Origin of the sequence: Sphingopyxis sp. 22461, assembly GCF_052044915.1 — a bacterium.
Lineage (GTDB): Bacteria > Pseudomonadota > Alphaproteobacteria > Sphingomonadales > Sphingomonadaceae > Sphingopyxis.
The window spans coordinates 19,888-43,687 of record NZ_JBQENY010000003.1 but is presented as its reverse complement, the minus strand read 5'-3'; the positions used below and the strand labels follow the sequence as shown (position 1 = coordinate 43,687).

At 65.8% G+C, this 23,800-nt stretch carries 23 protein-coding genes and 1 tRNA gene; 14 read left to right on the top strand and 10 right to left on the bottom strand.

Translation table 11 applies throughout. From position 1 onward, the window contains the following. Positions 1 to 17: 17 nt before the first annotated feature. Entirely contained in the window at positions 18 to 926 is a 909-nt protein-coding gene (ubiA, locus tag ACTJI5_RS05185) for a 4-hydroxybenzoate octaprenyltransferase (protein WP_440859588.1), read from the top strand. On the opposite strand, the gene smc is transcribed toward ubiA, so the two are convergent. The 4 genes from smc to ACTJI5_RS05165 all read right to left on the bottom strand — a co-directional run bounded on the left by smc (position 927) and on the right by ACTJI5_RS05165 (position 6,708). Continuing rightward, on the bottom strand, positions 927 to 4,370 hold the full coding sequence (smc, locus tag ACTJI5_RS05180) for a chromosome segregation protein SMC (RefSeq protein WP_440859587.1): 3,444 nt from the start codon (positions 4,368 to 4,370) through the stop codon (positions 927 to 929). A 259-nt stretch (positions 4,371 to 4,629) separates the two neighbouring features. Further along, the gene (locus ACTJI5_RS05175) at positions 4,630 to 5,370 is read right to left on the bottom strand and encodes a DsbA family protein (RefSeq protein ID WP_310250818.1); all 741 of its coding nucleotides are present in this window, start codon (positions 5,368 to 5,370) and stop codon (positions 4,630 to 4,632) included. A 37-nt stretch (positions 5,371 to 5,407) separates the two neighbouring features. Continuing rightward, positions 5,408 to 6,124, bottom strand: a complete 717-nt coding sequence (locus ACTJI5_RS05170) for a thioredoxin domain-containing protein (RefSeq protein ID WP_440859586.1) — start codon at positions 6,122 to 6,124, stop codon at positions 5,408 to 5,410. 11 nt (positions 6,125 to 6,135) lie between these two features. Then, a complete protein-coding gene (locus ACTJI5_RS05165; protein WP_440859585.1) occupies positions 6,136 to 6,708 on the bottom strand; it encodes a DUF721 domain-containing protein in 573 nt (190 codons plus the stop codon). 47 nt (positions 6,709 to 6,755) lie between these two features. On the opposite strand from ACTJI5_RS05165, the gene ACTJI5_RS05160 reads away from it, so the two are divergent. The 3 genes from ACTJI5_RS05160 to nudC are packed head-to-tail and all read left to right on the top strand — an operon-like array spanning position 6,756 to position 9,939. Then, complete coding sequence (locus tag ACTJI5_RS05160) at positions 6,756 to 7,787, top strand: A/G-specific adenine glycosylase (RefSeq protein ID WP_440859584.1); 1,032 nt, start codon at positions 6,756 to 6,758, stop codon at positions 7,785 to 7,787. Further along, the gene (locus ACTJI5_RS05155) at positions 7,784 to 9,070 is read left to right on the top strand and encodes a serine hydrolase domain-containing protein (RefSeq protein ID WP_440859583.1); all 1,287 of its coding nucleotides are present in this window, start codon (positions 7,784 to 7,786) and stop codon (positions 9,068 to 9,070) included. Before ACTJI5_RS05160 ends, ACTJI5_RS05155 begins: the two co-directional genes overlap by 4 nt. Further along, positions 9,070 to 9,939: an NAD(+) diphosphatase gene (gene nudC / locus ACTJI5_RS05150; RefSeq protein ID WP_440859582.1), complete on the top strand. Its 870-nt coding sequence runs from the start codon at positions 9,070 to 9,072 to the stop codon at positions 9,937 to 9,939. Before ACTJI5_RS05155 ends, nudC begins: the two co-directional genes overlap by 1 nt. A 143-nt stretch (positions 9,940 to 10,082) precedes the next feature. Here nudC and ACTJI5_RS05145 read toward each other — a convergent pair whose 3' ends face one another. From ACTJI5_RS05145 to ACTJI5_RS05135, 3 genes are all read right to left on the bottom strand, one after another. Beyond that, positions 10,083 to 10,475, bottom strand: a complete 393-nt coding sequence (locus ACTJI5_RS05145) for a DUF2497 domain-containing protein (protein WP_439513564.1) — start codon at positions 10,473 to 10,475, stop codon at positions 10,083 to 10,085. Positions 10,476 to 10,579: 104 nt separating this feature from the next. Next, a complete protein-coding gene (locus tag ACTJI5_RS05140; RefSeq protein WP_058538745.1) occupies positions 10,580 to 12,073 on the bottom strand; it encodes a TolC family outer membrane protein in 1,494 nt (497 codons plus the stop codon). Between the two features lie 36 nt (positions 12,074 to 12,109). Further along, positions 12,110 to 12,772, bottom strand: a complete 663-nt coding sequence (locus ACTJI5_RS05135; RefSeq protein ID WP_439513562.1) for a protein-L-isoaspartate O-methyltransferase family protein — start codon at positions 12,770 to 12,772, stop codon at positions 12,110 to 12,112. Positions 12,773 to 13,039: 267 nt separating this feature from the next. Here ACTJI5_RS05135 and ACTJI5_RS05130 point away from each other — a divergent pair. The 5 genes from ACTJI5_RS05130 (at position 13,040) to ACTJI5_RS05110 (ending at position 18,996) form a co-directional block, all read left to right on the top strand. Next, a tRNA-Cys gene (locus ACTJI5_RS05130) sits at positions 13,040 to 13,113 on the top strand. 164 nt (positions 13,114 to 13,277) lie between these two features. After that, positions 13,278 to 14,594, top strand: a complete 1,317-nt coding sequence (locus tag ACTJI5_RS05125) for a tyrosine-type recombinase/integrase (protein ID WP_440859581.1) — start codon at positions 13,278 to 13,280, stop codon at positions 14,592 to 14,594. A 969-nt stretch (positions 14,595 to 15,563) separates the two neighbouring features. After that, a complete protein-coding gene (locus ACTJI5_RS05120; RefSeq protein WP_440859580.1) occupies positions 15,564 to 15,737 on the top strand; it encodes a helix-turn-helix domain-containing protein in 174 nt (57 codons plus the stop codon). A gap of 490 nt (positions 15,738 to 16,227) precedes the next feature. Beyond that, on the top strand, positions 16,228 to 18,003 hold the full coding sequence (locus tag ACTJI5_RS05115; protein ID WP_440859579.1) for a ParB/RepB/Spo0J family partition protein: 1,776 nt from the start codon (positions 16,228 to 16,230) through the stop codon (positions 18,001 to 18,003). A 669-nt stretch (positions 18,004 to 18,672) separates the two neighbouring features. Beyond that, the gene (locus tag ACTJI5_RS05110; protein ID WP_440859578.1) at positions 18,673 to 18,996 is read left to right on the top strand and encodes a DUF736 domain-containing protein; all 324 of its coding nucleotides are present in this window, start codon (positions 18,673 to 18,675) and stop codon (positions 18,994 to 18,996) included. A 55-nt stretch (positions 18,997 to 19,051) separates the two neighbouring features. Here the strand turns inward: ACTJI5_RS05110 and ACTJI5_RS05105 are convergent, their stop codons facing one another. After that, on the bottom strand, positions 19,052 to 19,285 hold the full coding sequence (locus ACTJI5_RS05105; RefSeq protein WP_440859577.1) for a helix-turn-helix transcriptional regulator: 234 nt from the start codon (positions 19,283 to 19,285) through the stop codon (positions 19,052 to 19,054). Between the two features lie 556 nt (positions 19,286 to 19,841). On the opposite strand from ACTJI5_RS05105, the gene ACTJI5_RS05100 reads away from it, so the two are divergent. The 5 genes from ACTJI5_RS05100 to ACTJI5_RS05080 all read left to right on the top strand — a co-directional run bounded on the left by ACTJI5_RS05100 (position 19,842) and on the right by ACTJI5_RS05080 (position 23,139). Next, entirely contained in the window at positions 19,842 to 20,735 is an 894-nt protein-coding gene (locus ACTJI5_RS05100; protein WP_440859576.1) for an ArdC family protein, read from the top strand. Then, a complete protein-coding gene (locus ACTJI5_RS05095; protein ID WP_440859575.1) occupies positions 20,732 to 20,980 on the top strand; it encodes a sigma factor-like helix-turn-helix DNA-binding protein in 249 nt (82 codons plus the stop codon). Before ACTJI5_RS05100 ends, ACTJI5_RS05095 begins: the two co-directional genes overlap by 4 nt. 61 nt (positions 20,981 to 21,041) lie before the next feature. After that, the gene (locus ACTJI5_RS05090) at positions 21,042 to 21,977 is read left to right on the top strand and encodes a HEPN domain-containing protein (RefSeq protein WP_440859830.1); all 936 of its coding nucleotides are present in this window, start codon (positions 21,042 to 21,044) and stop codon (positions 21,975 to 21,977) included. Between the two features lie 79 nt (positions 21,978 to 22,056). Further along, positions 22,057 to 22,497: a MucR family transcriptional regulator gene (locus ACTJI5_RS05085; RefSeq protein ID WP_440859574.1), complete on the top strand. Its 441-nt coding sequence runs from the start codon at positions 22,057 to 22,059 to the stop codon at positions 22,495 to 22,497. A gap of 84 nt (positions 22,498 to 22,581) precedes the next feature. Next, entirely contained in the window at positions 22,582 to 23,139 is a 558-nt protein-coding gene (locus tag ACTJI5_RS05080) for a lipocalin family protein (RefSeq protein ID WP_440859573.1), read from the top strand. On the opposite strand, the gene ACTJI5_RS05075 is transcribed toward ACTJI5_RS05080, so the two are convergent. Together ACTJI5_RS05075 and ACTJI5_RS05070 are read right to left on the bottom strand one after the other, a co-directional pair. After that, positions 23,126 to 23,341 (bottom strand): conjugal transfer protein TraD, encoded by a 216-nt coding sequence (locus ACTJI5_RS05075; RefSeq protein ID WP_440859572.1) that lies wholly within the window; start codon positions 23,339 to 23,341, stop codon positions 23,126 to 23,128. The two genes, ACTJI5_RS05080 and ACTJI5_RS05075, sit on opposite strands and share 14 nt — an antisense overlap. A 16-nt stretch (positions 23,342 to 23,357) precedes the next feature. Beyond that, a complete protein-coding gene (locus ACTJI5_RS05070; RefSeq protein WP_440859571.1) occupies positions 23,358 to 23,681 on the bottom strand; it encodes a conjugal transfer protein TraD in 324 nt (107 codons plus the stop codon). Positions 23,682 to 23,800: the final 119 nt, after the last annotated feature.

The window sequence follows — 23,800 nt, the reverse complement described above, 5'->3', positions numbered from 1 at the left end:
CTATCGCCCGCGCATCGATGACTGCCACCCATCCTCCCGATAGCCAGCTTCGCGGTTTCGTCGCCCTGCTGCCCTCCGCGGCGCGGCCCTATGCGCTGCTCGCGCGGTTCGACCGGCCGATCGGCTGGTGGCTGCTCTATTGGCCGTGCGCGTGGGCGCTCGCGCTCGGCGGCGGCGCGGTCAGTCACTGGCCCTTGTTCCTGTGGATGCTGGTCGGGGCGATCGCGATGCGCGGGGCGGGCTGCGTCTATAACGATATCGTCGACCGCGACCTCGACGCGAAAGTGGCGCGGACGGCGTCGCGTCCGGTCGCGAGCGGGGCGGTGTCGGTGCGCAATGCGCTGCTTTGGACATTGTTCTTGTCGCTCGTCGGCCTGCTTGTGTTGCTCCAGTTGCCGCGCCCGGCACAGATCGTCGCGCTCGGCAGTCTGATCCTCGTCGCGGGCTATCCCTTCATGAAACGCATCACCTGGTGGCCGCAGGCGTGGCTGGGCCTCGTGTTCAGCTGGGGCGCGCTCGTCGCGTGGGTCGCGGTCGGCGGAGCGGAAGGGCCCGCGCTGCCCTTGCTTTACGCCGGCTGCATCGCGTGGGTGATCGGTTACGACACCATCTATGCGCTGCAGGATATCGAGGACGACATGCTGATCGGCGTGAAGTCGAGCGCGCGCGCGATGGGTCGCCATGTGCGGGGCGGGGTCGCGATGTGCTACGCGCTTGCGCTCGCCTGCTGGGGCGGCGCGCTATGGGCGGTGCGGCCCGATCCGCTGGTGCTGATCGCGCTGCTGCCCGCAGCGGTGCATCTGACGGGGCAGGTGGTCACGCTCGACCCGGCGAATGGCGAGGATGCGCTGGCGAAGTTCCGGAGCAATCGGTTCGCGGGGCTGCTGGTGTTCGCGGCGATGCTCGTCGTGGGCATGGCGCCCTAGTTACTCCGCCGCGAGCAACTCCTCGGCGCCGCCGAGGTCGACCGACACGAGGCGCGAGACGCCGCGCTCGATCATCGTCACCCCGAACAACCGGTGCATGCGCGCCATCGTCACCGCATTGTGCGTGACGATCAGGTAGCGCGTGTTCGTCTCGCGCGCCATGCGGTCGAGCAGGTCGCAGAAACGCTCGATATTCGCGTCGTCCAATGGCGCATCGACCTCGTCGAGGACGCAGATCGGCGCGGGGTTGGTGAGGAACAGGCCGAAGATCAGCGCCACGGCGGTCAGCGCCTGTTCGCCGCCCGAGAGCAAGGTGAGCGTGCCGAGCCGTTTGCCCGGCGGCTGCGCCATGATTTCGAGCCCGGCTTCGAGCGGATCGTCCGAATCGACGAGCTCGAGATGCGCCTGCCCGCCGTTGAACAGCGTCGTGAACAGCCGCTGGAAATGCTGGTTCACCGCCTCGAACGCCGCGAGCAGCCGCACCCGGCCCTCGCGATTGAGATTGCCGATCGAGCCGCGGAGGCGATGGACAGCCTGCGTCAGTTCCTCGATCTCGGCGGCGTTCTTCTCGCGCTCGGTGTCGAGTTCGGCGAGCTCGTCGGCGGCGACGAGGTTCACCGGGCCGAGCCGCTCGCGGTCGGAAACGAGCCGGTCGTGCTGCGCCGATTCGGCGTTGGCGTCGCCGACGCTGCCCGATTCGAAGCCGGCCTTTTGCGGCAGCAGCGGCGGCGGGCATTCGAAACGTTCGCCCGACAGGCGCCCCATCTCGATGCGGCGGAGTTCGGCATTTTCGGAGCGCGCGATCGCGCCGGCGCGGGTTTCGCGCGCGGCGGCGACGCGCTCGCGGATGGCATTGAGGGCAGTTTCGGCCTCGCGCAGCGCGGCCTCGGCGGCGCGTTCCTGTGCTTCGGCGGCGGCGACTTTTTCGCGCAGATCGGCCTGCTGTGCTTCGGCGGCGGCGCGCTGCTCAGCAAGCTTTGCCGGGGCGTCGGCGAGCTTTGCCGCTTCGGCCGCCAGTGCGTCGGCGCGCTTGTCCATCTCGGTCACGCGCCGTGCGGCCTCGCCCGCGCGCGCCTTCCAGCTCTTGATCTCGGCGCTGACGACCGCTTGACGTTCGCTCAGGCTGGCAAGCGTGCGTTCGTGCGCCGCCAGCGCGTCGCGCGCGGTGTTGGCGTCCGCGCGTGCGCGGTCGGCCGCATGCTCCTCGGCCTCGAGCGCCGCGCGCGCGATGCTGTCGTCGGGTAGCGCGGCGAGCGCGCTTTCCTGCACCGCGAGCTGTTCGGCGGCGTCTTTTGCCGCCTCGGCGATTTCGGCGAGGCGGCGGTCGAACAGCGCCGCGGCGTCGCGGTGTCGGTCGATCGCACCCTGCGCCTGATCGGCGGCGCGCAGCGCGGTCCGACGCGTTTCGTCGGCCTGTGCCAGCGCCTTGCGCGCCGCGGCCGCGGCGGCGGTGAGCTCGGACGCCTTTGCGGCGGCGGCATCGCGCCGGTCGCGCAGATCCTGCACGCCGAGTTCGACCTGCGGGCGCTGCGCGGCGAGTTCGTCGAGGCGGTTCTGGCGTTGCAGCCGCTCGGTCGCGGTCGCGCCGTCGCCGCGCGTAACGAAACCGTCCCAGCGGCGCATTACGCCATCGGTCGTGACGAGGCGCTGGCCGACCGCGAGCGATTGGTCGTCGTCGCTTTCTGTCACCGCGACCTGCGCGAGGCGGCGCGCGAGCGCGGCGGGAGCCTGGACGAATTCGGCGAGCGATTTGGTGCCGGGAGGAAGCGCGGGATCGCCCTTCACTGTGTCGGCACCGCCCCAACTGCGCGCCGCATCCTTGTCGGTTCCGGCGTCGAGATCGTCGCCGAGGGCGGCGGCGAGCGCGGCTTCATAGCCCGGCGCGACGCGGAGCTGGTCGAGAATGCGGTCGGCATCGCTGCGCGCCGCGGCGAGCGCGCGTTCGAGCGTCGACGCCTCGCCTTCGAGCGCGGCGAGCGCGGCGCGCGCTTCGGCGAGCCCCGCCTCGATGCCCGCAAGGTCGGCGGCGGTCGCTTCGCGATCGGCCTCGGCTTCGTGCAGCGCGTTTTCGGCGGTCGCGATCGCGGCCTCGGCGGCTTCGGCCGCCTTCTTGCTGTCGGCGAGCGTTGCGGCGAGCGCGGCGCTGTCGCCGAGCGCGGCGACCTCGGCGTCGACGCGCGCCTTGTCTCCCGCGATGCGGCGTACGGCAGCTTCGGCGCTGTCGCGGGCCGACACCGCGATGCGGCGGTCGGCGGCCTCGCTCGCCGCCTTGGCGCGCGCCTGCGCGAGCGCGACCTCGGCGTCACGCAGCCGCGCCTGTGCGGCGAGGCTGGCGTCGGCAAGGGCAGCCTTGCCCGCGTCGTGCCCGGCGATCTCCTGCGCCAGCGTCCTGGTTTCGGCGTCGAGCGCCGTGAGCGCCGCATGGGCTTCGCGCGCCAGTTCGCCTTCGTGCGCGCGGTCGTCGGCGATGCGGCGTTGCTGCGTGGCGAGATCTTCGAGCCGCTGGAGCGCGGCGCGCTCTTCGCCCTGCAAGCGCACCTGCGTTGCGGTCGCCTCGGCGAGCGCGCCGCGCTGCGCCTGCGCATCGCTGCGCGCCGCGGCGACGCGCGTTGCGACCTCGGTCTGCGCCTTCGAGATGGTTTCGAGCTCGTCCTGCGCGGTCTTGACCGCCGTCTCGGCCGCGTCGGCGTCGCGGCGCGCCTGATCGGCGGCGGCGGCGGCGTCGCGCCAGCGCGCATAGATCAGCCGTCCTTCGGCGATGCGGATATCGTCGCTGAGTTTCTTGTATTTTTCCGCGGCGCGCGCCTGCCGCCGCAGCGCGTTCGCGCGCACTTCCATGTCGGCGACGATCTCGGAGAGGCGCGTGAGGTTGGTTTCGGTCGCGCGCAGTTTCTGCTCGGCGTCCTTGCGGCGGACGTGCAGCCCCGCGATGCCCGCGGCTTCCTCGAGCATCGCGCGGCGGTCGGTGGGCTTGGCGGCGATGACGTTGGCGATCTTGCCCTGGCTGACGAGCGCGGGGCTGTGCGCCCCGGTCGCGGCGTCGGCAAAGATCAGCGCGACATCCTTCGCGCGCACGTCGCGGCCGTTGGCGCGATAGGCGCTGCCCGCGCCGCGCTCGATGCGGCGGATCACCTCGAGATCGTCGCCGTCGCTCGAATCGGACAGGCCCGCAACGAGCGCCCCTTCGGTATCGCAATGAAGCGCCACCTCGGCGAAATCGCGCGCCGGGCGCGTCGAGGTGCCGGCGAAGATCACATCCTCCATCCCGCCGCCGCGCATCGACTTGGGGCTGGATTCGCCCATCACCCAGCGGATCGCTTCGAGCAGGTTCGATTTGCCGCAGCCATTGGGGCCGACGACGCCGGTCAGCCCGGGTTCGATACGGAGTTCAGTGGGTTCGACGAAGCTTTTGAAACCGGTGAGGCGCAGCCGCTTTATCTGCACGGGGCGGCCCCGTGCAGGTCATCGAATCGGAGCTGGTGCAACCTTGGTGTCACATATCCCCCTGCAGGCCGTCATGCCGCGCGGGGCGATGAGGCGCAAGGGCCGGCTAAACGATCCTCCCTGTCGCGTAGCGATGGGGAGGTGGCAGCCCGAAGGGCTGACGGAGGGGCTACGACGCTAGCGTTGCTGCCCCTCCACCACTCGCTTCGCGAGCGGTCCCCCTCCCCACGCCTTCGGCGCAGGGAGGATCAAATCCGAATCAGCGTGCGCCCATCGTGCGGAGGCGGTCGCGCAGCGGAGCCCACGATGCGACGCCTTCGGCGACCTGGCCGTTGATGACAAAGGTCGGCGTGCCGGTGATCTGATATTTCTCGACGCCGGCGTTGGTGCCCTTTTCGATCGCCTCGACATTTTCGACCTTGGCGAGGCACTGCTGGATCGTCGCGGCGGGAACCCCGCGCTGCTGATAGAATTGATCGATGCCCCAGCCCTTGGCGAGCGCGGTAAAGCGCTGTGCGGGGGGCAGCTTCATCGCTTCCTCGATCCCCGGCGCCGGCTTCGACGCGCCCGCGATGAACGCCTCATGCTCGAGGAAGGTCGCGTCGGCGAGCGGGAAGAAGCGGTCGGGGCCGGTGCATTTGACGATCGCGCCCGCGATCGCGTCGACGGGGTGGAGCATGAACGGCGTCAGCTTGTACGACACACGGCCGGTGTCGACGAAGTCGCGCTTCAGCTCTTCGTGCGAATCCTTGGTGAACTGCGCGCAATGGCCGCAGGTGAAGGCGCCAAATTCCTCGAGTTTGATCGGCGCGTCGGGATTGCCCATCACGACGCCGTCGCCGTCGACGCGCACGACCTGCGACCAGCTCTTGCCGGCCGGCGGCGCGACCTTGGCGACCACGGACTGTTCCTTGGAGGGGTCGGTCGCGCCGTCGCCGCAACCGGCGAGGGCGAGCGCGCCGAGCGAAGACAGAAGGGCGATACGAAGCGATGCGGTCATATTGTTACTTTCTCCACAGAACGGGAATGCGGCGCTTTTAAGCGGCCTTGATCGCGAGGTCGAGTTTCGATTTGAGTGCGGGCCATGCGGTGACCCCGGCATTGCGGCCATTGACGAAAAAGCTCGGCGTGCCTTCGACGCGGTCGGCGTTAAGGCCGATGTTGGTCATGCCGGTGAGTTCGGCCTGCGCCACCTCGCTGTCGAGTGCGGCGTCGATCTGCGCCTGTGTGTAGCCGCGTGCGCGCATCAGCGCGGTGAGCCCCGTGCCGGCGGCGATCTTGCGCGCGCGCTCGCCGGTGGTGCCTTCGAACCAGCTCTTCTTCTGCGCCTCGGTCGCCTTCTGGATGCTGGCGATCAGCGCGGGGAAATGGTTGAAGATCGCCTGATGATTGCCCGCGAACGCCTTGGGACCGCCGCAGCGCGCGAGCAGCGCCGCGGTCATGTCGACCGGGTCGCGCACTAGGTTGCGATATTCGAACAGCACGAGCCCGCGATCGACATAGCCTGTCTTCAGCGGCAGCGCGCTCGCCTTCGCGAAATCGGCGCAGACGTGGCAGGTGTAGCTGAAATATTCGACGACCCGCACCTTCGCGGCGGGGTTGCCGGCGAGGAAGGCGCCGATCGGGGTCGTCGTGACGGTCTGCGACCAGAGGGTGGGTTTCGCCGGGGTCGCGGCGATCAGGCCGAGCGCGGCGCCCGAAAGTGCCAGCACCGCCGCGCGGCGATCGAGAAGCGGGTCGTCAAAAGCGGACATCCGTCTTTCCTCTAGCTTATACGGGGAAGCTTGGGCGGCGTCGCCAGTCCTGCCGCCATGCGTTCGAGCACGGTGCGCAGTTCCGGGTCGCCGATGTCGCGCAGGCTGTCCCCCAGTTCGGCGGGTACGGGTTTCAGCATTGCCGGCGGCTGAACGGGCGCGGCGGGGGTGACCTGGCCGTGCGTCATGCGAACCTGCGCGACCGCGGCATAACCGAAGAAGCGGTTGACCGCGCCGATGATGTCGGGCGCGACATGTTGCAACATCGGCGCGTGCGCGCCGCTGATCGTCAGGTGCAGCGTGCCGCCCGCTTTCTGGCCCGCCGGGAAGCGGATCATCGCGGGCTGGGTGACGTCGGCGAGCCGGTCGCCGACGATCTCGCGCCAGCGGCTGACGACCGAGCTTTGGACAAAGCCAAACTTGCGAAAGGCGGCGCGGCCGATTTCGGGGACGAGGTCGGAGACCATACGCGCTTCGCCGCCGCGCGGGCGTTCATAGACGCGCACGGGCGGCTTGGCGGATTTCGCCTTGCCTTTCGCCTTGGCCTTTTTGGCCGGCGCATCCTCGTCTGCGTCTTTCGTCATGCCGGGTGCCATGCCATAGGCGGGGGGTGAGCGTCCAGACTTCCCACATGGCAGATGACATCGCCCGCGACTTCGCGGGCCGGCTGCTCGGCTGGTACGACCGGTCGGCGCGGGTGCTGCCGTGGCGGATCGCGCCGAACAGCGGCGGCGTCCCCGATCCCTATCGCATCTGGCTGGCCGAAGTCATGTTGCAGCAGACGACCGTCGCCGCGGTCGCGGGCTATTTCGCGCGCTTTACAGAACGCTGGCCGACGGTCGCCGATCTGGCGGCGGCCGACGATGCCGATGTCATGGCGGCGTGGGCGGGGCTTGGCTATTATGCCCGCGCGCGCAACCTGCTCGCCTGCGCGCGCGCGGTCGTTCGCGACCATGGCGGGATATTTCCCGATAGCGAGGCCGCCTTGCGCGCGCTGCCCGGGATCGGCGACTATACCGCGGCGTCGGTCGCGGCGATCGCTTTCGGGCGCGCTGCGGTCGTCGTCGATGCCAATATCGAGCGCGTGATCGCGCGCCACCGGCTGATCGAAACCCCGCTGCCGATGGCGAAGCGCGAGATTCGTGCCGCGCTGGCACCGCTCGTCCCGGACGAGCGACCGGGCGATTTTGCGCAGGCGCTGATGGACCTTGGCGCGACCGTCTGCACGCCGCGTAGTCCGGCCTGCGCGATCTGCCCGCTGATGACCGACTGCGGCGCACGCGGGCGGAGCGATATAGAGCGCCTGCCGGTAAAGCCGCCGAAGAAGGCCAAGCCGCATCGGCATGGGCTGGCGCACTGGATCGAGCGCGATGCGCAGGTCTGGCTCGTGCGCCGGCCGGGCAAGGGCATGCTCGGCGGGATGCGCGCGCTGCCCGGCGGCGACTGGAGCGATGCGCGGCCGTCCGAGTCGGGAATCGTCAGCGTCGACCATGGTTTTACCCATTTCGACCTGACGCTGACATTGGTGCGGCGCGACGCTCCGCCACAAGGCCCGGATGCCGCAGCGGAAGGCCGATGGTGGCCGATCGCGGACCTTGACGCGGCGGGGCTGCCGACGCTCTATCGCAAACTGACCGACAAGATGCTGGAGAGAGACGCATGAACATGATGGTGTCGCGCCGCGCGCTGATGGGTGGGATGGCGCTGGCCGGTGCGGGGGCGTTGCTGCCGCGCGCCGCGCTGGCGTGGAAGATCGACGGCGCCGCGCTCTATCCCGCGACAAATGCGTTCATCAAAGGCTTTGTCGACCGCCGCGAGCTGGCGGGCACGCTCGCCGCAATCGGCAAGGGGCAGGAGGCGCCGGTCTTTTTCGGTGCGGGGGTGCAGTCGAACGATTCGGCGACGCCGGTCGGCCCCGATACTTTGTGGCGCCTCTATTCGATGACCAAGCCCGTCACCGGCATCGCCGCGATGCTGCTGATCGAGGACGGCAAGATGAAGCTCGACCAGCCGATTGCCGACTTCCTGCCCGCCTTTGCGAATATGAAGGTGCAGAACACGCCCGACGGCTCGATCACCGATGTGCGCCCCGCGAAGGGCCCGATCACGGTGCGCCAGCTGCTCACGCACACCGCGGGGCTCGGCTATAATATCATCCAGAAGGGGCCGATCAAAAAGGCCTATGACGATAATGGCATCACTGGCGGGCAGGCGAGCCGGCTGCCGATCCCGGGTTTCGCGCCGGTGAAACCCGCGCCGAGCCTCGCGGTGATGGCCGACCGGCTCGCGGCGCTGCCGCTCGTCTATGAGCCCGGCACCAAATGGAGCTATTCGATCAGCCTCGACCTGATGGGGCGGTTGATCGAGGTCGTCTCGGGCCAGCCGTTCGACGCCTTCCTGAAGGCGCGGCTGTTCGATCCGCTCGGGATGACGAGCACCGGTTTCATGGTCGCCGCAAAGGATGTCGGGCGCTTCACGAGCAATTATGCGCCCTTCGGCGGCGCGCTGATTCCTTTCGATCCCGCGGCGAGCTCGATCTATCTCGACCCGCCGCCCTATCCCTTCGGCGGCGGCGGCCTCGTGTCGAGCGCGCGCGATTACGACCGCTTTCTCGCGATGCTGCTGGGTGAGGGCGAAACGGGCGGAAAGCGCGTGATGAAGCGCGAGACCGCGCGGCTCGCGATGTCGAACCTGATCGCCGACAGCGTCGACCGCAAAGGGACCTTCATCGACGGGCAGGGCTTTGGTGCCGGCGGGCGCGTGTCGTTGCCGACCTCGCCGGGTGGCGAGGGGATTTTCGGCTGGGCGGGCGCTGCGGGCACGATCGGCTTCGTCCACCGGGGGCTTGGCTATCGCGTCGGCGGCTATACGCAGATCATGCCGCCCGATGCGGTGTCGTTCCAGGGCAAGTTCGGCGAGACCTTCTTCAAGGATGTGACGCGCTGATGCCTTTGCCGCTCGGATTCACCGGGGCGTGGCTCGACCGCGCCGATCAATTGCGTACCAACGAGGCGGCTTTCGCTGCGGCAGTGGCCGATCCGCGGGCGCGCTGCCTTGTGCTCGACGGCATCGACTTCGTGCCGGGCGAGGGCGGCGGACTCTTGTGGGAGCCGCTCGACCCCGCCGATGGCCGGCCGCTGATGCTGCTCGGCATCGACGACGCGGGTATCCCGCATTTCGTTCGCGAGGCGGCCACCGGCGCGCGCATCGATGCGCGGTCGCGTACCGTGATGCGGCTGCTGCCGTTGCTGTCGGGCGAAGAGGCGGCGCTGTATGGCGGTGCGCGCAGCCTTGTCGACTGGCATGCACGGCATCGTTTCTGCGCGGTGTGCGGTTCGCCGACCGACCTGTTTCGCGGCGGGTGGGGGCGGCGTTGCGGCAGCTGCAATGCCGAGCATTTCCCGCGCGTCGATCCGGTGGTGATCATGCTTGCCGAATGCGAGGGGCGTGTGCTCGTCGGGCGGCAGGGCGGGTTTCCGCCGGGATTCTTCTCGGCGCTCGCGGGGTTCGTCGAGCCTGGCGAATCGCTCGAGGAAGCGGTCGCGCGCGAATTGTTCGAGGAGGCGGGCATCCGCGTCTCGAACGTCAGCTATGTCGCGAGCCAGCCCTGGCCGTTCCCGTCATCGTTGATGATCGGATGCCGTGCGGTCGCGAAGGACCCCGCGCTCACGCTCGACACGACCGAGATCGAGGCCGCGATGTGGGTCGACAAGGCCGAGGTGCGCGCCGCGCTCGCGGGCGACATGGGCGCGCCGTTCATGGCGCCGCCGTCGCTGGCGATCGCGCGATATTTGCTGGAAGATTGGGCCAGATAAATCCTCCCTGTGCCGCAGGCATGGGGAGGTGGCAGCGCGAAGCGCTGACGGAGGGGCTAATGGCGCAACGTTGCTGCCCCTCCACCATCCGCTACGCGGATGGTCCCCCTCCCCATCGCTACGCGACAGGGAGGATAAAGTGACTAGAGCCGCTTGCCGGTAATCCGGCTGATTTCCTTGGCGACCATCGCCTCGACCAGCGCGGGCAGGTTGGTGTCGAGCCAGTCCTTGAGCATCGGGCGCAGCGCGTCGAGGACGACATCCTCCATCGTGCGGCCGGCGACGGTCGGGGCGGCAACGGTTGCAGCGGCAACCGCGGGCGCGACCGCGGCGGTCAGCGCTTCGAGCGACTGGCGCGCGGCATCGGCGCTTGCTTCGGAAACGAGCTCCCCGGCCGCGGGGGCGGCATCGGCCCGGTCTTCTTCATCCTGAAGGTCGAGAATATCGTCGGCTTCGGGGACGCGGATCTCGCGTGCCGAGCCCGGCGCCTCGTCGCGAGCGATCACGCGCCGAATCGACGACAAGATATCTTCCATCGATGGTTCCCGCGACATATCGCCCATAACCAACCCCCTAAACCATCGCGATTACCGGATGGTTAACCATCCTCTTACCGATTCGGGGTTGATTTTGCCAAGCCTTATTGTGGCGAGAGCGATGGCGGACCGACGGGAACGCTGGCGGTGGCGGCGGGAACGGCGCGCGTGTCGGTTGCGACTTGCTGCGGCGCCGGATCGTCGGCCCAATCCCAGATCTCGCCGCGCACGCGCTTGTAATTGACTTCGGGATCGTAGAGCGCGCCGCCGCCGATGCCGAGATCGCGCGCTTCGGCCTTGCCCATTGCGGCGAGGACCGAGAAGGCGGCGACGTACGAGTTGCGCTGCGCCGACACGAGCTGGACCTGGGTATTCAGATATTCCTGTTCGGCGTTCAAAATGTCGAGGATCGACCGCGTGCCGACGCTGTTTTCGGCGCGTACGCCTTCGAGCGAGAGCGCGTTGGCGCTGACCGCCTGCTGCGTCGCGGTGATGATGCGTTCGTTTGCCTGCCAGGCGGCATAGGCGCCGCGCGTCTGCGCGATCACGCCGCGTTCGGTTTCGACATATTGTTCGATCGCCTGGCTGCCGCGCGACTGCGCCTGCCGCACCTGGGCCGACCGGCGGCCGCCGGTGAAGATCGGCAGCGTTACCGAAACCCCGGCCGCCGCGTTCGATGTTTCCTGCAATACGCCGACGCCGGTGACGCCGCTGTTCAGCGAGCCGAGGTAATTATTGTAGCCGCCGCCGACCGTCGCCGAGAGTTTCGGCGCGCGGGCTGCCTTTGCCGCACCAATGTCCGCCTTGGACGCATTGACCAGCTGATTCGCGGCCTCGATATCGGGATTGGCGTTGAGCGCGATTCCGACCGCTTCTTCGGCGCTCGCGGGCAGGTTCGGCAGCTTCGGCGGTGCCTGCAGATCGGTCGGTGCGTCGCCGACAAGCCGGATATAGGATTCGCGGCTGCCGATCAGATTGGCCTCGGCGTTGCGCAAATCGCCTTCGGCGAGCGCGAGCCGCGCCTCCGACTGGGCAACGTCGGTGCGCGTCAGGTCGCCGATCTCGAAGCGATCGCTCGTCGCCTGAAGGTTGGTCCGCAGGACCGAGACGTTCTTTTGGTTAAGCTGGACGATCGCCTGGTCGCGAATGACGTCCATATAGGCGCCGACGACCTGCGAAAACACGCTTGCTTCGGTTGCGCGCAAGTCGGCTTGTCCCGCCTCGACGCGATATTTCGCTGCGCGCACGGCGTTGCGGACGGCGCCTCCCTGATAAATCGGCACCGACAGCTGGCCGCTCGCGGTAATCGATCGCATCGGCGCGTTGAAGCTGTTGCCGGGGATGATCAGATTTTCCTCATAATCCGCGCGGGTGTTGACCTCGGGAAGGCCGAAGCTTTTCTGGATCGGCACATTCTCGTCATTCGCGCGCTGTCCCGCGCGCGCGCCGGTCAGCGTCGGATTGTTTTCATAGGCCTTGGCCAGCGCACCCTGCAATGTTTCGGCCTGCGCCGCCGCGGGCAGCATCAGCGCACCGACCGCGAGTCCGGCGAGCCAGCTGGACCGGCGAAGGGGCTGTTTCTTATTATTATCGTTCATAAAGATGTCAGCCCCGCAACAAGGAAGGAAGTGGCCTTAAAACTGAAAAGCGACCGGTGCCGCAAAGCCCGGCAGCGGCGCGACGTCCATGTCGGCGAAGCTGCGCAGCGCGATCGCGCCGCCGGCCTTCACGCCCTCGACCAGCCGCGTCACCGCGCCTTCGCGCCGCGCCGCGATCAGCCGGCCGCCGTCGGCGAGCTGTGCGACCAGCGCATCGGGCAGCGTTTCGATCGCGCCCTCGATGATGATGCGGTCGAACGGCGCCGCATCGGGCGCACCGGCGGCGAGCGGTCCCCGGGTCCAGCGGATATTGTCGTTGGCGACCGCGCCCTCTGCCACCGCCATCAATTCACCCTGTTCCTCGACGGCATGCACTTCGGCGCCGAGCAGCGCGAGCAGTCCGGCGGTATAGCCCGTCGCGCTGCCGACCAGCAGCACGCGCTGGCCGGGACGGATCGCCGCCGCGACCAGCATCCGGCCGGTGACCAGCGGCGCGTTCAATGCGCGGCCATGGCCCAGTGCGATCGGACGGTCCATATAAGCGACGCCGGCGAGCGCGGCGGGCACATGCGCCTCGCGCGGTGCCGCGGCCATCGCGCCGATCACCGCGGGGTCGATGACATCGTTGGTCCTGAGCTGGCTGTCGATCATGGCAGCGCGCATCTCTGCCGCAGTGATTTCGCTAAACTTCGTCGCCATCAGCCTTTTCCAATTCCCTGGAACTTGAACCTTTGCGGGGCAGCTTTAGCCGAAGCAATGCTGTATTGCAATAGTAATACAGCCCCGCAGCCGCATTGTCGCCGCGCATAGCTGTCAATGGGGGTGTCGCCAAGCCTCATCGCGCGCTGTACCTCGGCCCGGGCGGTGCCGGTCCGGCGAATCCTTGACAAGGCAGCCAAAGCCCCTCACTAGCGGCGCCGTCCAACACCCGGCCCGTCCCGAAAAGGATGCGGTAATTTGGCATGAGGCCCGATGGCGGAGTGGTGACGCAGCGGATTGCAAATCCGTGCACGCCGGTTCGATTCCGGCTCGGGCCTCCAATATCCTGTCAGCGGACGGTTGCTGATGGTTGAAAAACTCCCCGTTTTCTGCTAGTTATGGGGCATTCACTGATTGCCGGTGATGGTCTCTGATTGCCCGTAATTGTGGTCGTTGGGGGCCTTTTTCGGGGCAGCCGAGGCCCCCATTTGCGCGAGGCCCCCAAATGGCTCTGACAGATGCCGCAATCCGCAATGCTAAACCCAGAGAAAAGCCTTATAAGGTTGCAGATTCCAAAGGACTATATCTGCAGATCAACCCTGCTGGCAGCAAGCTCTGGCGGCTGAAATATCGAATCAACGGCGTGGAGCGGAAGCTGGCGCTCGGATCTTATCCCGAAATCAGTTTGGCCGAAGCTCGCGAGGCGCGCGATGCTGCTCGCAAGCAAGTGGCGCATTCTATCGATCCGAACTTCGCGAAGCGCGAAGCGCGAATTGAGGCGACCGTGCGCGCTCGCAACAGCTTCGCGCATGTTGCAGACGACCTTATTCAGAAGAAGACGCGCGAAGGTTTGGCCGCGCCGACGCTGAAAAAGATGCATTGGTTCGTGAAGCTGCTCGGGCCAGAGTTCGGCAGGCGCCCGATAGCCGACATCACTCCGCATGAGATTTTGCATGAGCTTCGTAAGCATGAGCGTCGGGGCCGGCTTGAAACCGCCAACCTCCTCCGATCATTCGTCAGTCGCGTGTTCCGATATGCTGTTGCAACTGCGCGCGCTGATCGCGATCCCGCACAGTTGTTGATTGGTGCGCTGACTATTCCGAAGGTGAACCATTTTCCGGCAATCACCGATCCGGTTGCGTTCGGCGGGTTGCTGCGCGCGATCGACGACTATCAAGGTGATCCCGCCGTCATGGCGGCCTTGAATCTCACGCCCCATCTTTTCCAGCGCCCCGGCGAGATGCGCCAGATGGAATGGAGTGAGATCGATTTCGACAAGGCGGTGTGGACGATCCCCGAGGGCAAGATGAAGATGCGCCAGCCGCATGCGGTGCCTCTTTCGCGACAGGCCTTGGCGATTCTCTCCGACATGCGGATTCTGTCGGGATCGGGCCAATTTGTCTTTCCATCGGTGCGCACCCGTTCGCGCCCGATCAGCGACAATACGCTGAACGCGTCGCTGCGGCGCATGGGATATCCCAAGGATCAGATGACTGCGCATGGTTTTCGCACGTCGGCATCATCGCTCCTCAACGAATCGGGATATTGGAATCCCGACGCGATCGAGCGTGCGCTGGCGCATGCGGTCGGGGGCACTGTCCGCCGCATTTACAATCAGTCGGCCTATTGGGCCGAACGCGTCGAAATGGCCCAATGGTGGAGCGATTATCTCGACGATCTGCGTGAAGGAGGAAATCGATGCCCGTCGCCGAGACCACAGCTCCGACCGGGATATGGCATCGGCCGACCGATGCACATCGGAGTCTCGCGCGGATTTCCGCTCGCCTCTTATACGCCAAGGACAAGGAGGAGCTGGGGTTAGACGAGGTCGATCGCGTCGCCGTCGCCATTGAGCGCGCGGTCAGGCGCCGGTTCCTTGTCCTGGCTACGTCATTCCTGCTCTGTATTCTTCTTTTGTTGCTCGTCCTGGTCGTTTGGGGCGCGGCGGTATTGAACGGGGATGACATCGGTCAGGCGGCTTCCGTGGCAATGATCGCCCTGCTCGCGATGGCTGCTTGCATCGCGGCGTCTTGGCGGCATTTCCAATATGGATTGGGGATTGCCGAAAAGAAGCGAACCCCCGTCTATGGCAGCAGCCGCCGTTCGACCGTCGAAACGCTCGAGAAGCTTTTCGACTATCTAGGCCGCCGAACTGCCCCGGCTACCTATTACTACGACCGGAAAGGCATGCGGCGTCCGGTCCATCGCCGCCACTTTTACGGGCGGCTGCGAGGCTTGCTGTTGTCTGAAGTCGCCAGCGACCGGGCGATCGTGCTTCCGCCACGCGGCTTCTGGTTCAGCGCTCAGATCTTCGTCGATGCCGAACCGGAAGAGATCATCCGCGCGCTCAAAGTGCGGCCCAACAGCGGAGGGCGCCCGAAGGAATACGATTATGAGGCGATGCTGCTGGCCTTGATCGAGCACCCCGCGCTCCGCGCGATCGATCCAGATGAATATCGTGCTGAAAGCGCGGTCATGGACCTTATTAGAGATCGCTGCGAACCGAGCGAGGACCATGACAATGATATTCGCGTTCCGGAGAACACCCGCCTGCGGGCATTTGCGAAAAACATCGTCGCGGCGGTAAAAATAAATCGGGGCGCCGGCTAGACGGGACGCTTCAGGAGATAGCGAAAACTCACCGAAAAGCGCCAAAATCGGTAGCGCACGGTTACCGAAATTTCCCACCGCTCGCAGATTTGTTTGGTGTTCGCGTTACCGGACGACCCATGCACAATCATGTGCAACCTGAGCTGTCTCCCGCCAACAATCGTCACACACGGAGACCCTCATGGAACCCCTCGTCCTTTCGATCAACGAAACTGCCAAGGCGCTCGGCATTGGCCGGTCGTCTGTCTATGCTCTCATCAAATCGGGATCGCTCGATGCGATCAAGATCGGGACCCGAACTTTGCTGACCACGGAGTCGATCCGTCGCCTCGCTCAATCCGGTCTTGCCAGCTGACCTGCCGACAGCGGCAGCGATACCGATTTCGTAGGATCTTCGAGACGTCACGGCGAACGCCAAGCTCTAAATGAGCGCGGCCTCAAATGAGCGCGCACTGGCGGCGGCAGGCTGCCGCCAGAGGTCGCACCTTTGTGCGGTTGGCCGCGCAGCGCTCTTGGCTCGCTGATCTTGCCGGGGCGGCGGCTAGGCACAGGCCCGCACGCACGCCGCCCCGCCTGCGGCATCGCCAAGGGCGCGTCTGTTCTCCGGGGAGGACGCCGCGCTGACCGCACGGCGGCGTTGTTGTTGGGCAAGCCGCGGACAGCGTGTCGTTCGGCGCACGGCTATGGGACCGCTCGGCCGGTGCGCAAGCCGGGCGATGCCCGGCTCTTCCACTTCGTTGCAGCCCTTCGGGTGCGCGCCGTCCTTTGGCGCGGTCCCGTCGCCTTTTCTCGCCGCCCGCCCCGCCGTCCGGGGCCGGGTGTGGTTGAAGAGAAGGAAGAACGTCATGAAGCTGGATTTCATCGATATAGGCAACCTGTCCATCGCAGCCGCCAACATGCGCGGGAAGGGGAAAGACCCTGACGTCGCGGACCTTATGCCGAGCATTCGCGCGCGCGGGGTGCTGGTTCCGCTGCTCGTTCGGCCCAATTGCGCCGAAGGCCATTTCGAGATCGTCGCAGGGCGTCGGCGCTTTACCGCCGTGGGTGCGGTCGCGCGCGAGGGTGGGGCGGTTCGGCCCATTCCTTGCGCCATTCTCGACGAGGGTGACGATGCCGATGCGCTCGAAGCCTCGATGCTCGAAAATCTTGCGCGGGTGCAGCCCGACGAGGTCAGCCAGTGGGAGGCGTTCGTCGCGCTGGTCAAGGCGGGGCGTACCGTCGAGGAGGTCGCGGACAGCTTCGGATTCGAGCCGCGCGCGGTGAAACGCATCCTTGCGCTCGGCAATCTGCTGCCGCGCATTCGCACGCTCTATCGCGGCGGCGAGATCGATGCGGGCACGGTGCGCCACCTGACCCTCGCATCGAAGTCGCAACAAAAGGCGTGGCTGGCGCTGTTCGACGATGAAGGCGCCTATTGCCCGACGGGCCATCAACTCAAGGCATGGCTGTTCGGCGGCACGGCCATTGCGGTCAAGCACGCGCTGTTCGATGCCGAAGAAGCGAAGCTTGCGACCGTGTCCGACCTGTTCGGCGAGGACAGCTTCTTTGCCGATGGCGATGTTTTCTGGTCGGCGCAGATGGCAGCTATCGAGGCGCGCAAGGTGGACTATCTCGAATCGGGCTGGTCCGATGTCGTCATCATGCCGCGCGGCGACTGGTTCCGGTCGTGGGATTACGCCCATGCGGGCAAGCGCAAGGGCGGCCGTATCTATATCGAGGTTCGCGAGAGCGGCGAAATCACCTTCCACGAAGGGTTCGTCACGACGAAGGAAGCGAAGCGGCTTTCAGGCGGCGGCGGGGATGACGAGGGCGATGCAGTTATCGCGAAGCCGGTGCGCCCGGAGGTGTCGGGTCCGCTCAATGCCTATATCGACCTTCATCGTCATGCGGCGGTGCGCGCCGATCTGGCGGGTCAGGGCGGGGTCGCGCTTCGGGCGATGCTCGCGCATGTCATCGCGGGCGCCGACCTCTGGCGCGTCGATGTCGAGGGTCAGCGCGCGCCGAAGGAAGATATTGCCGAGAGCGTCGAGAGCTGTTCCGCCGAGGCGGCATTCGACCTCAAGCGCCGCGCGGTGCTGGCGGTGTTGGGGCTCGATGCGGAAGCTCCGACCGTCACAGGAAGGCCGCTGAACCGTCCCCCTTTTGCCCCGCTGTTTGCGCGGTTGCTCGACCTTCCCGATCCTGTGGTGCTGGAGATTGTGGCAATCGTCATGGGCGAGACACTGCAGGCGGGAAGCGAGGCGGTGGAGATGATCGGCCTTCATCTTGGCACCGACATGCGCCAGCACTGGTCGGCGGACGCGGCCTTCTTCGACCAGCTTCGCGACCGCGAAGTCCTGCTCGCCATCACTGCCGAGGTCGCGGGACCGGAGGTTGCCGCAGCGAACGCCGGTGAGAAGGCCAAGGCGCTGAAAGCGATTATCGCCGATTGCCTTGAGGGCACGAACGGTCGGGCCAAGGCCGAGCCGTGGGTACCGCAGTGGATGGCATTCCCGCCTTCGGCCTACACGACGCGGGGCGGGGTCGGCAGCGTCAAAGCGGCGCGGCGTGTCGCGCACGAGCTTGCGGCTCCGGCAGCGCCCGAACCCGATGCGGAAGACGCACAGCCGTTGGCAGCATGAAAGGACGGCGGGCGGCTTTGGTCGCCCGCCACATTTTCTGCGGGCGCAAAATGACGCGCCGGCCTTGTGGGCCGGCGCGGCGTTCATGATTTGGGCGCGCCGCCGCCGCAAGCGGCGACGGCCCGCGGTTCAGCCAAAGAAAGAGGCGACGCGAAGTTGCCTTCGCGTCGCCCATACGAGGATGCTGCATCCTTCGCCCCACCATCCTGACTTGCCGGGGTCGCTAATCGCCAAGCCCGGACGGAAGTTGTCGAGCCCGATAATATCGCTTCTGACCCTCGGATTGTACGAAAACGCCAAATCGCATGCCCTGGGCATGGGTTTCTTGCCGCGCGGAATGAGCCGATAGGAAGACGGACTGCCAACTCGGGCGCGGCCGCTCTGATCGTAGCCACAGTTCGCGGTTAGATCGCATTTCTCACTCAAGTTTCGGCGTTTGATCGTTCACGTCGATAGCGCGGGCTCGCTCCACCTGTTCTGCAGGACCATTCCGGCGACGGGCGATGTGACCTGACCCGGCGCGGCGTCCCGCGAAAGTGCGGCGGCGCGATTATTTNGCACTCCTCCGCTTCGCTGCGGCCCTTCGGGTTCGCGGGGCGCCTCATGCGCCGGTCGCTGGTCCGGCCATGCCGCAGGGATGGTCCCGCGGTACAATCAAGGAGACGACCAATGGCAGCTATCGGCTTTGTGAACGGCACCTTCGAAACGGGTTTCGTGGGCCAGCTGAAGACCCTCTCGATCCGCGCGTCGATCGAGATTCGGACCAACCGTTCGAAGAGCGGCGACGTCCAGCCCGACTATAGAGTCTGGTCCGAGGGCGTCGAAATCGGTGCCGGCTGGATCCGCGTCGGACAGGTTTCGGGCGAACCCTATGTGTCGCTGAGCCTCGCGGCGCCCGAGTTCGGGCCGCGCCGGCTTTATGCCAACCTCGGCCGCGCCGCAGGTCAGGACGGCGAGGACGGCTACGCGCTCATCTGGAACCCCGCCGACTGAGGCGGACTTCCACCCCGCGCCGCTTAGCGGCGCGGGGCTTTGCCGTGCCTAGCTTTCAGGCGGCGTCGCGGCCTTGGTCACGATCAAGGTCGGCGACGGTGAAGGTCACTGGGTTGCGGAGCCACAGATCGACCTCGCCGGCGCGCCAGCCGCAGCATCGCTCGGCAAGCTTGTGTTGCGGCGGGAAGGTCCCGGCGGCGATCTTGCGGTAGAGGGTCGCCCGGCTGAGGCCGGTGAGATTCAGGACCTCATCGAGGCGCATCATGCGCAGGGGAGACTGATATGCCATGCAGTATTTCTCCATATGCGGGGGGATCATAGGGCGACCTGAGATCATAGAAGGGGATCGAAGAGCTCTTCGTCAACACCGCAGGAAAGCTTACTTTTTGGCGTAGTTCTCTGGCGTAGTGCTGAGTGCGTCCACATGCGTCTCCAGGCATCTTTGGGTGGTTTTGTGCTGCTTGGGCGTAGGTGTGATTTATTTTTCTCACCGTGTCTCGAAAGGCCATGCGGTCACCGAATGAGGCCGTCGATAACGGCCGCGTTCCGGAAATGACGTGCCCCGAGCGGCGCGGGCACTGTCCGATTCGCACGGGGAAGGGCGCCGCTAGGCGCGCATGCGGTCGCCGCTTCGCGGCGGCGTTGTCTGTCCCGGCACGGCGGGGCGGAGGTGGGCGTCACTCGCCTTAGCCCCGCCCGGTCGGGCCGCAACCCTGCGGGTCCGCCACTTCGTTCCGGTCCTTCGGATGCAGCCCGACGACGCAAGCGGGTCTGCCGGCTCCTTCCTGCCGCCCACCTCCGCCCCCTCCCGGGCGGGGGTGCGATTGGCGGGAAGGAGATAAGAGATGCGCAGGGAAAGGATCGAGAGGGCCAGCCTCTATTCCGAGGTCACGAACAGGATCATCACGGAGCTCGAAGAAGGGCGGCTGCCATGGGTGCAGCCTTGGGATGCAGCTGCGTGCGGATGCACGATGCCGCAGAATGCGGGAACGGCACGCAAATATAGCGGGATCAATGTGCTGATCCTGTGGGCCGAGGTTGTCGCCAAGGGCTATGCGTCGCAGCGCTGGCTGACTTACCGGCAGGCCGAAGCCGCAGGCGGTAATGTCCGGCGCGGCGAGATAGGCACGGTCATTTGCTACGCCGACCGGTTCACGCCCAAGGCCGAAGCCGAGACCGCGCGCGGCGAGGATCGCGAGGCCCGGCAGGTGGCGTTCCTCAAGCGCTTCGTCGTGTTCAATGTTGATCAATGCGAGGGACTGCTCGAGGCCTATATCGCGCCGATGGTCAGTCCCGATCCGGTGATTGCCATCGGCGCGGCCGATGCGCTGATCGCCGCGAGCGGCGCGCGCTTCCAGATTGGCGGCGGTGAAGCCTTTTACAGCCCGAGCCATGACTTTGTGGCTGTGCCGCCGCAGGCTGCGTTTCATGAGCCGATCAACTGGTATCGGACGGCGCTGCATGAGCTTGGTCATTGGACCGGTCACGGCAGCCGTCTGGACCGCGACCAGAAGGGCGGGTTCGGATCGGATAGCTACGCGAAGGAGGAACTTGTCGCCGAGATGGCGTCGGCGTTCACCTGTGCGTCGCTCGGCATCGCGCCGACCGTTCGTCATTCCGACTACATCGCGTCATGGCTGTCGGTGCTGCGCGACGACGAGAAGGCAATCTTCCGTGCCGCCAGTCAGGCGAGCAGGGCGGCGGACTTCCTTTTGGCCTTTGCGGGAGCGGACCAATGAGCGCGCGCATGAGCCGCGAGGACCGGCTGCGTCTCTGGCGCGCTGAGCGCGCCGTCGACCGAATGGAGGAAATGGACCGCAAGGTCTTCCTCGCCATCCGTGTCGAGGAATTGACCTATTCGGAAATCGCGCAACGCTTCGGCATCACCGTCGCCGATGTCGAAAGGCATTTTGCCGGAAGCCTTCGCGTCCTCATGGTCGCAATGGACGAAAAGAATCCATGGTGGTGGCGTTTCCGGCGGTGAGGACGGCGCGAAGGCCGGATGGCGCTTGCCATCCGGCCTTCGCAATTACAGGGTGATAACAATGAGAACCGATCTCGATCATCTGCCCGCGAACAAACAGCGCGAACTCGAGCGCGTGAAGCAGATCATTTTTGAGGAATTTGCCGACAACATCGCGCTCGCGACGATGAGCTGGAAGAAGAAGGGCCGGATCGACAAGATCATCCTGTACGGCAGCTATGCGCGCGGCGGCTGGGTCGACGAGCCGCACACCGCCAAGGGCTATCGTTCCGACTTCGATCTGCTCATTATTGTTAGCGACAAGCGCCTCACCGACAAGGTCGAGTTTTGGCCCAAGATCGAGGATCGCTTGGACCGCGAGCTGGCGATCGACAAGACGCTGCACACGCCCGTGAACCTCATTATCCACACCATGCAGGAAGTGAACGACGGGCTCGCGCATGGCCGCTATTTCTTTATGGATATCGCGAGGGACGGCGTCGCGCTCTACGAATTCGATGACAAGGAATTGCACAAGCCGAAGCCGAAGACGCCCGACGAGGCGCTCAACATGGCGCAGGAGTATTTTGATGAGTGGGTACCCGGCGCGGCGAGTTTCCTAAAAGGGTACCGCTTCTATTTGGAAGAACGAGACTGGAAGAAAGCGGCGTTCCTTCTGCATCAGGGGACGGAGAGCCTATATCACGGCGTTCTTCTGGTCTGCACCTTCTATACGCCGCACGTCCACAATCTGGGCTTTCTGCGTACCCAAGCCGAGCGTCTCGACATGCGTCTCGTCGATGTCTGGCCGCGCGAATTGAAATCGGATCGCAGGCATTTCGAGAAGCTCAAGGAGGCTTATGTAAAGGCGCGCTATTCGAAACATTACCGCATCACTGAGGAGGAATTGCGCTGGCTTGGGGCGCGCGTCGAAGAACTCGGGCGGGTCGTGCATGCCATTTGTTCGGAGCGGCTCGAACAGCTTCGCAGCACGGCTGGGCGACAGCCGCCCGAATAAGACCACTCTATTTGTCCGAAGCGAAGGGTCGTGTTAGGGGCGCAACCAAATTCTCGCCTTGCCTTCGAAAGGAAATGACGTGGAAGATACGGAAACGCTGGTAACGCTGACTGCCGATATTGTTGCCGCGCATGTCAGCAACAACAGCGTCGCCATAACGGATATCCCGCTCGTCATCCGGTCGGTGCACGAAGCGCTGTCCGGCCTGTCTTCAAAGGCCGGGCCCGAACCCGAGCCTCAGCAGCCTGCCGTGTCGGTCCGCGCGTCGGTTAAACCAGACTATATCGTCTGCCTCGAAGACGGCAAAAAGCTCACCATGATGCGCCGCTATCTGATGACCAACTTCGGCATGACGCCCGAGGAGTATCGGGCGAAGTGGAACCTGCCGAAGGACTATCCAATGGTCGCGCCAAACTATGCCGAAAAGCGCCGCGAACTGGCGAAGCAGATCGGTCTCGGCACGAAAGGCCGCGGCGGCGGCCGTAAGCCTGCCGCGCGCGGTCGCGCCAAGACGAAATAGCGTGTCGGTTGGCCGCGCCCTTGGCGCGGCAACGAACCTCGCCGCCGTGCGTAAAACCGTGGACCAACATTCCACGGAGTATCCATGAAGAAACCCGTTCTTGCCGCCGGCGCGGCAACCGCTCTGGCCGCGCCGATCGGCTATTTTATCTGGAGATATTATCCGCGTCCCGGCCCGGTGGGGAACTACGCGGTGCCCGAGCCCGCCAAGGCGGTCGACCTCAGTCGATATATGGGGCGCTGGTACGAGCAATATCGTTACGATGCGTCGTTCGAGGAGGGACTCGAAGCCGTGACGGCGGATTATTCGCTGAACCGCGACGGCAGTGTTCGCGTCGTCAATCAGGGCCGCAAGCGTGGCCCCAATGGCAAGCTCCGCAAATCGGTCGGCAAGGCCAAGATCGAGGACAAGGCGACGAACGCAAAATTGAAGGTGTCCTTCTTCGGTCCCTTCTACGGCAACTACTGGGTGCTCGACCATGGCGACAATTATGAATGGTCGATCGTCGGCGAGCCATCAGGCCGCTACCTTTGGGTGCTGACCCGCAACGCCAAGCCCGGTGCCGTGCTTCTGGGCGAGCTCGAAGCGCGCGTTCGCGCGCTTGGCTATAATTGGTCGATGATCCACTTCACCCGGCACTGATCGCGTCCGTGAACGCGCGCCGCCCCCGGCGGCGCCATAGCAGCAATTGCTGTTCGCGCGCTTCGCCGCGTATCGTTGCGGCGGCTTCGACAAGCAACCCGAGGATCACCGCGCGATCGTCACCGGTAAGCTCGACGAGATCGGCCTTGGCGACGAGGCCGCCCAGCTCGATCAGTTGGCGCGTGCGCTCGCGGCGCTTCACCTGCCACTCGCGCGTATCATGCCGCGCCCGCTTCGCCTGAAGGCGGTTGCGGGCCTGCACCGTCCGGCGATGCGCCGTTCGCGTCGCGGCCAACGCCCTTGCGAGCGCGGGCGCCGTCGCCGCGAAAGAAGGCCGCGCCGCTCTTGCGCCACGCCTCCTTCCGCGCAGCGTCCGCGCCGACGGCATCAATCAGCGCACCGGCCAGCTGCTCGATCGATAGCGCGTCGGCGCCCGTTGCTATAACCAGCTCGCCGAGCTGGCCTTGCTTCTTCGTCTTGAGCGCCCTTGCCTTGTCGGTGAGCGCTAGGAGCTCGGCGTCGAAATCACGCGGTTTACGCATCGTCTGTCCTTCCGTTTAAGTGGGGCGGACGAACCAGCTATGCCGTGTCTCAACGTCATTCAAGTAGCTGAAATCTTGTGAGAAGCTGTGGTCCAGAGCGCGATGAAATCGTGTGAGGG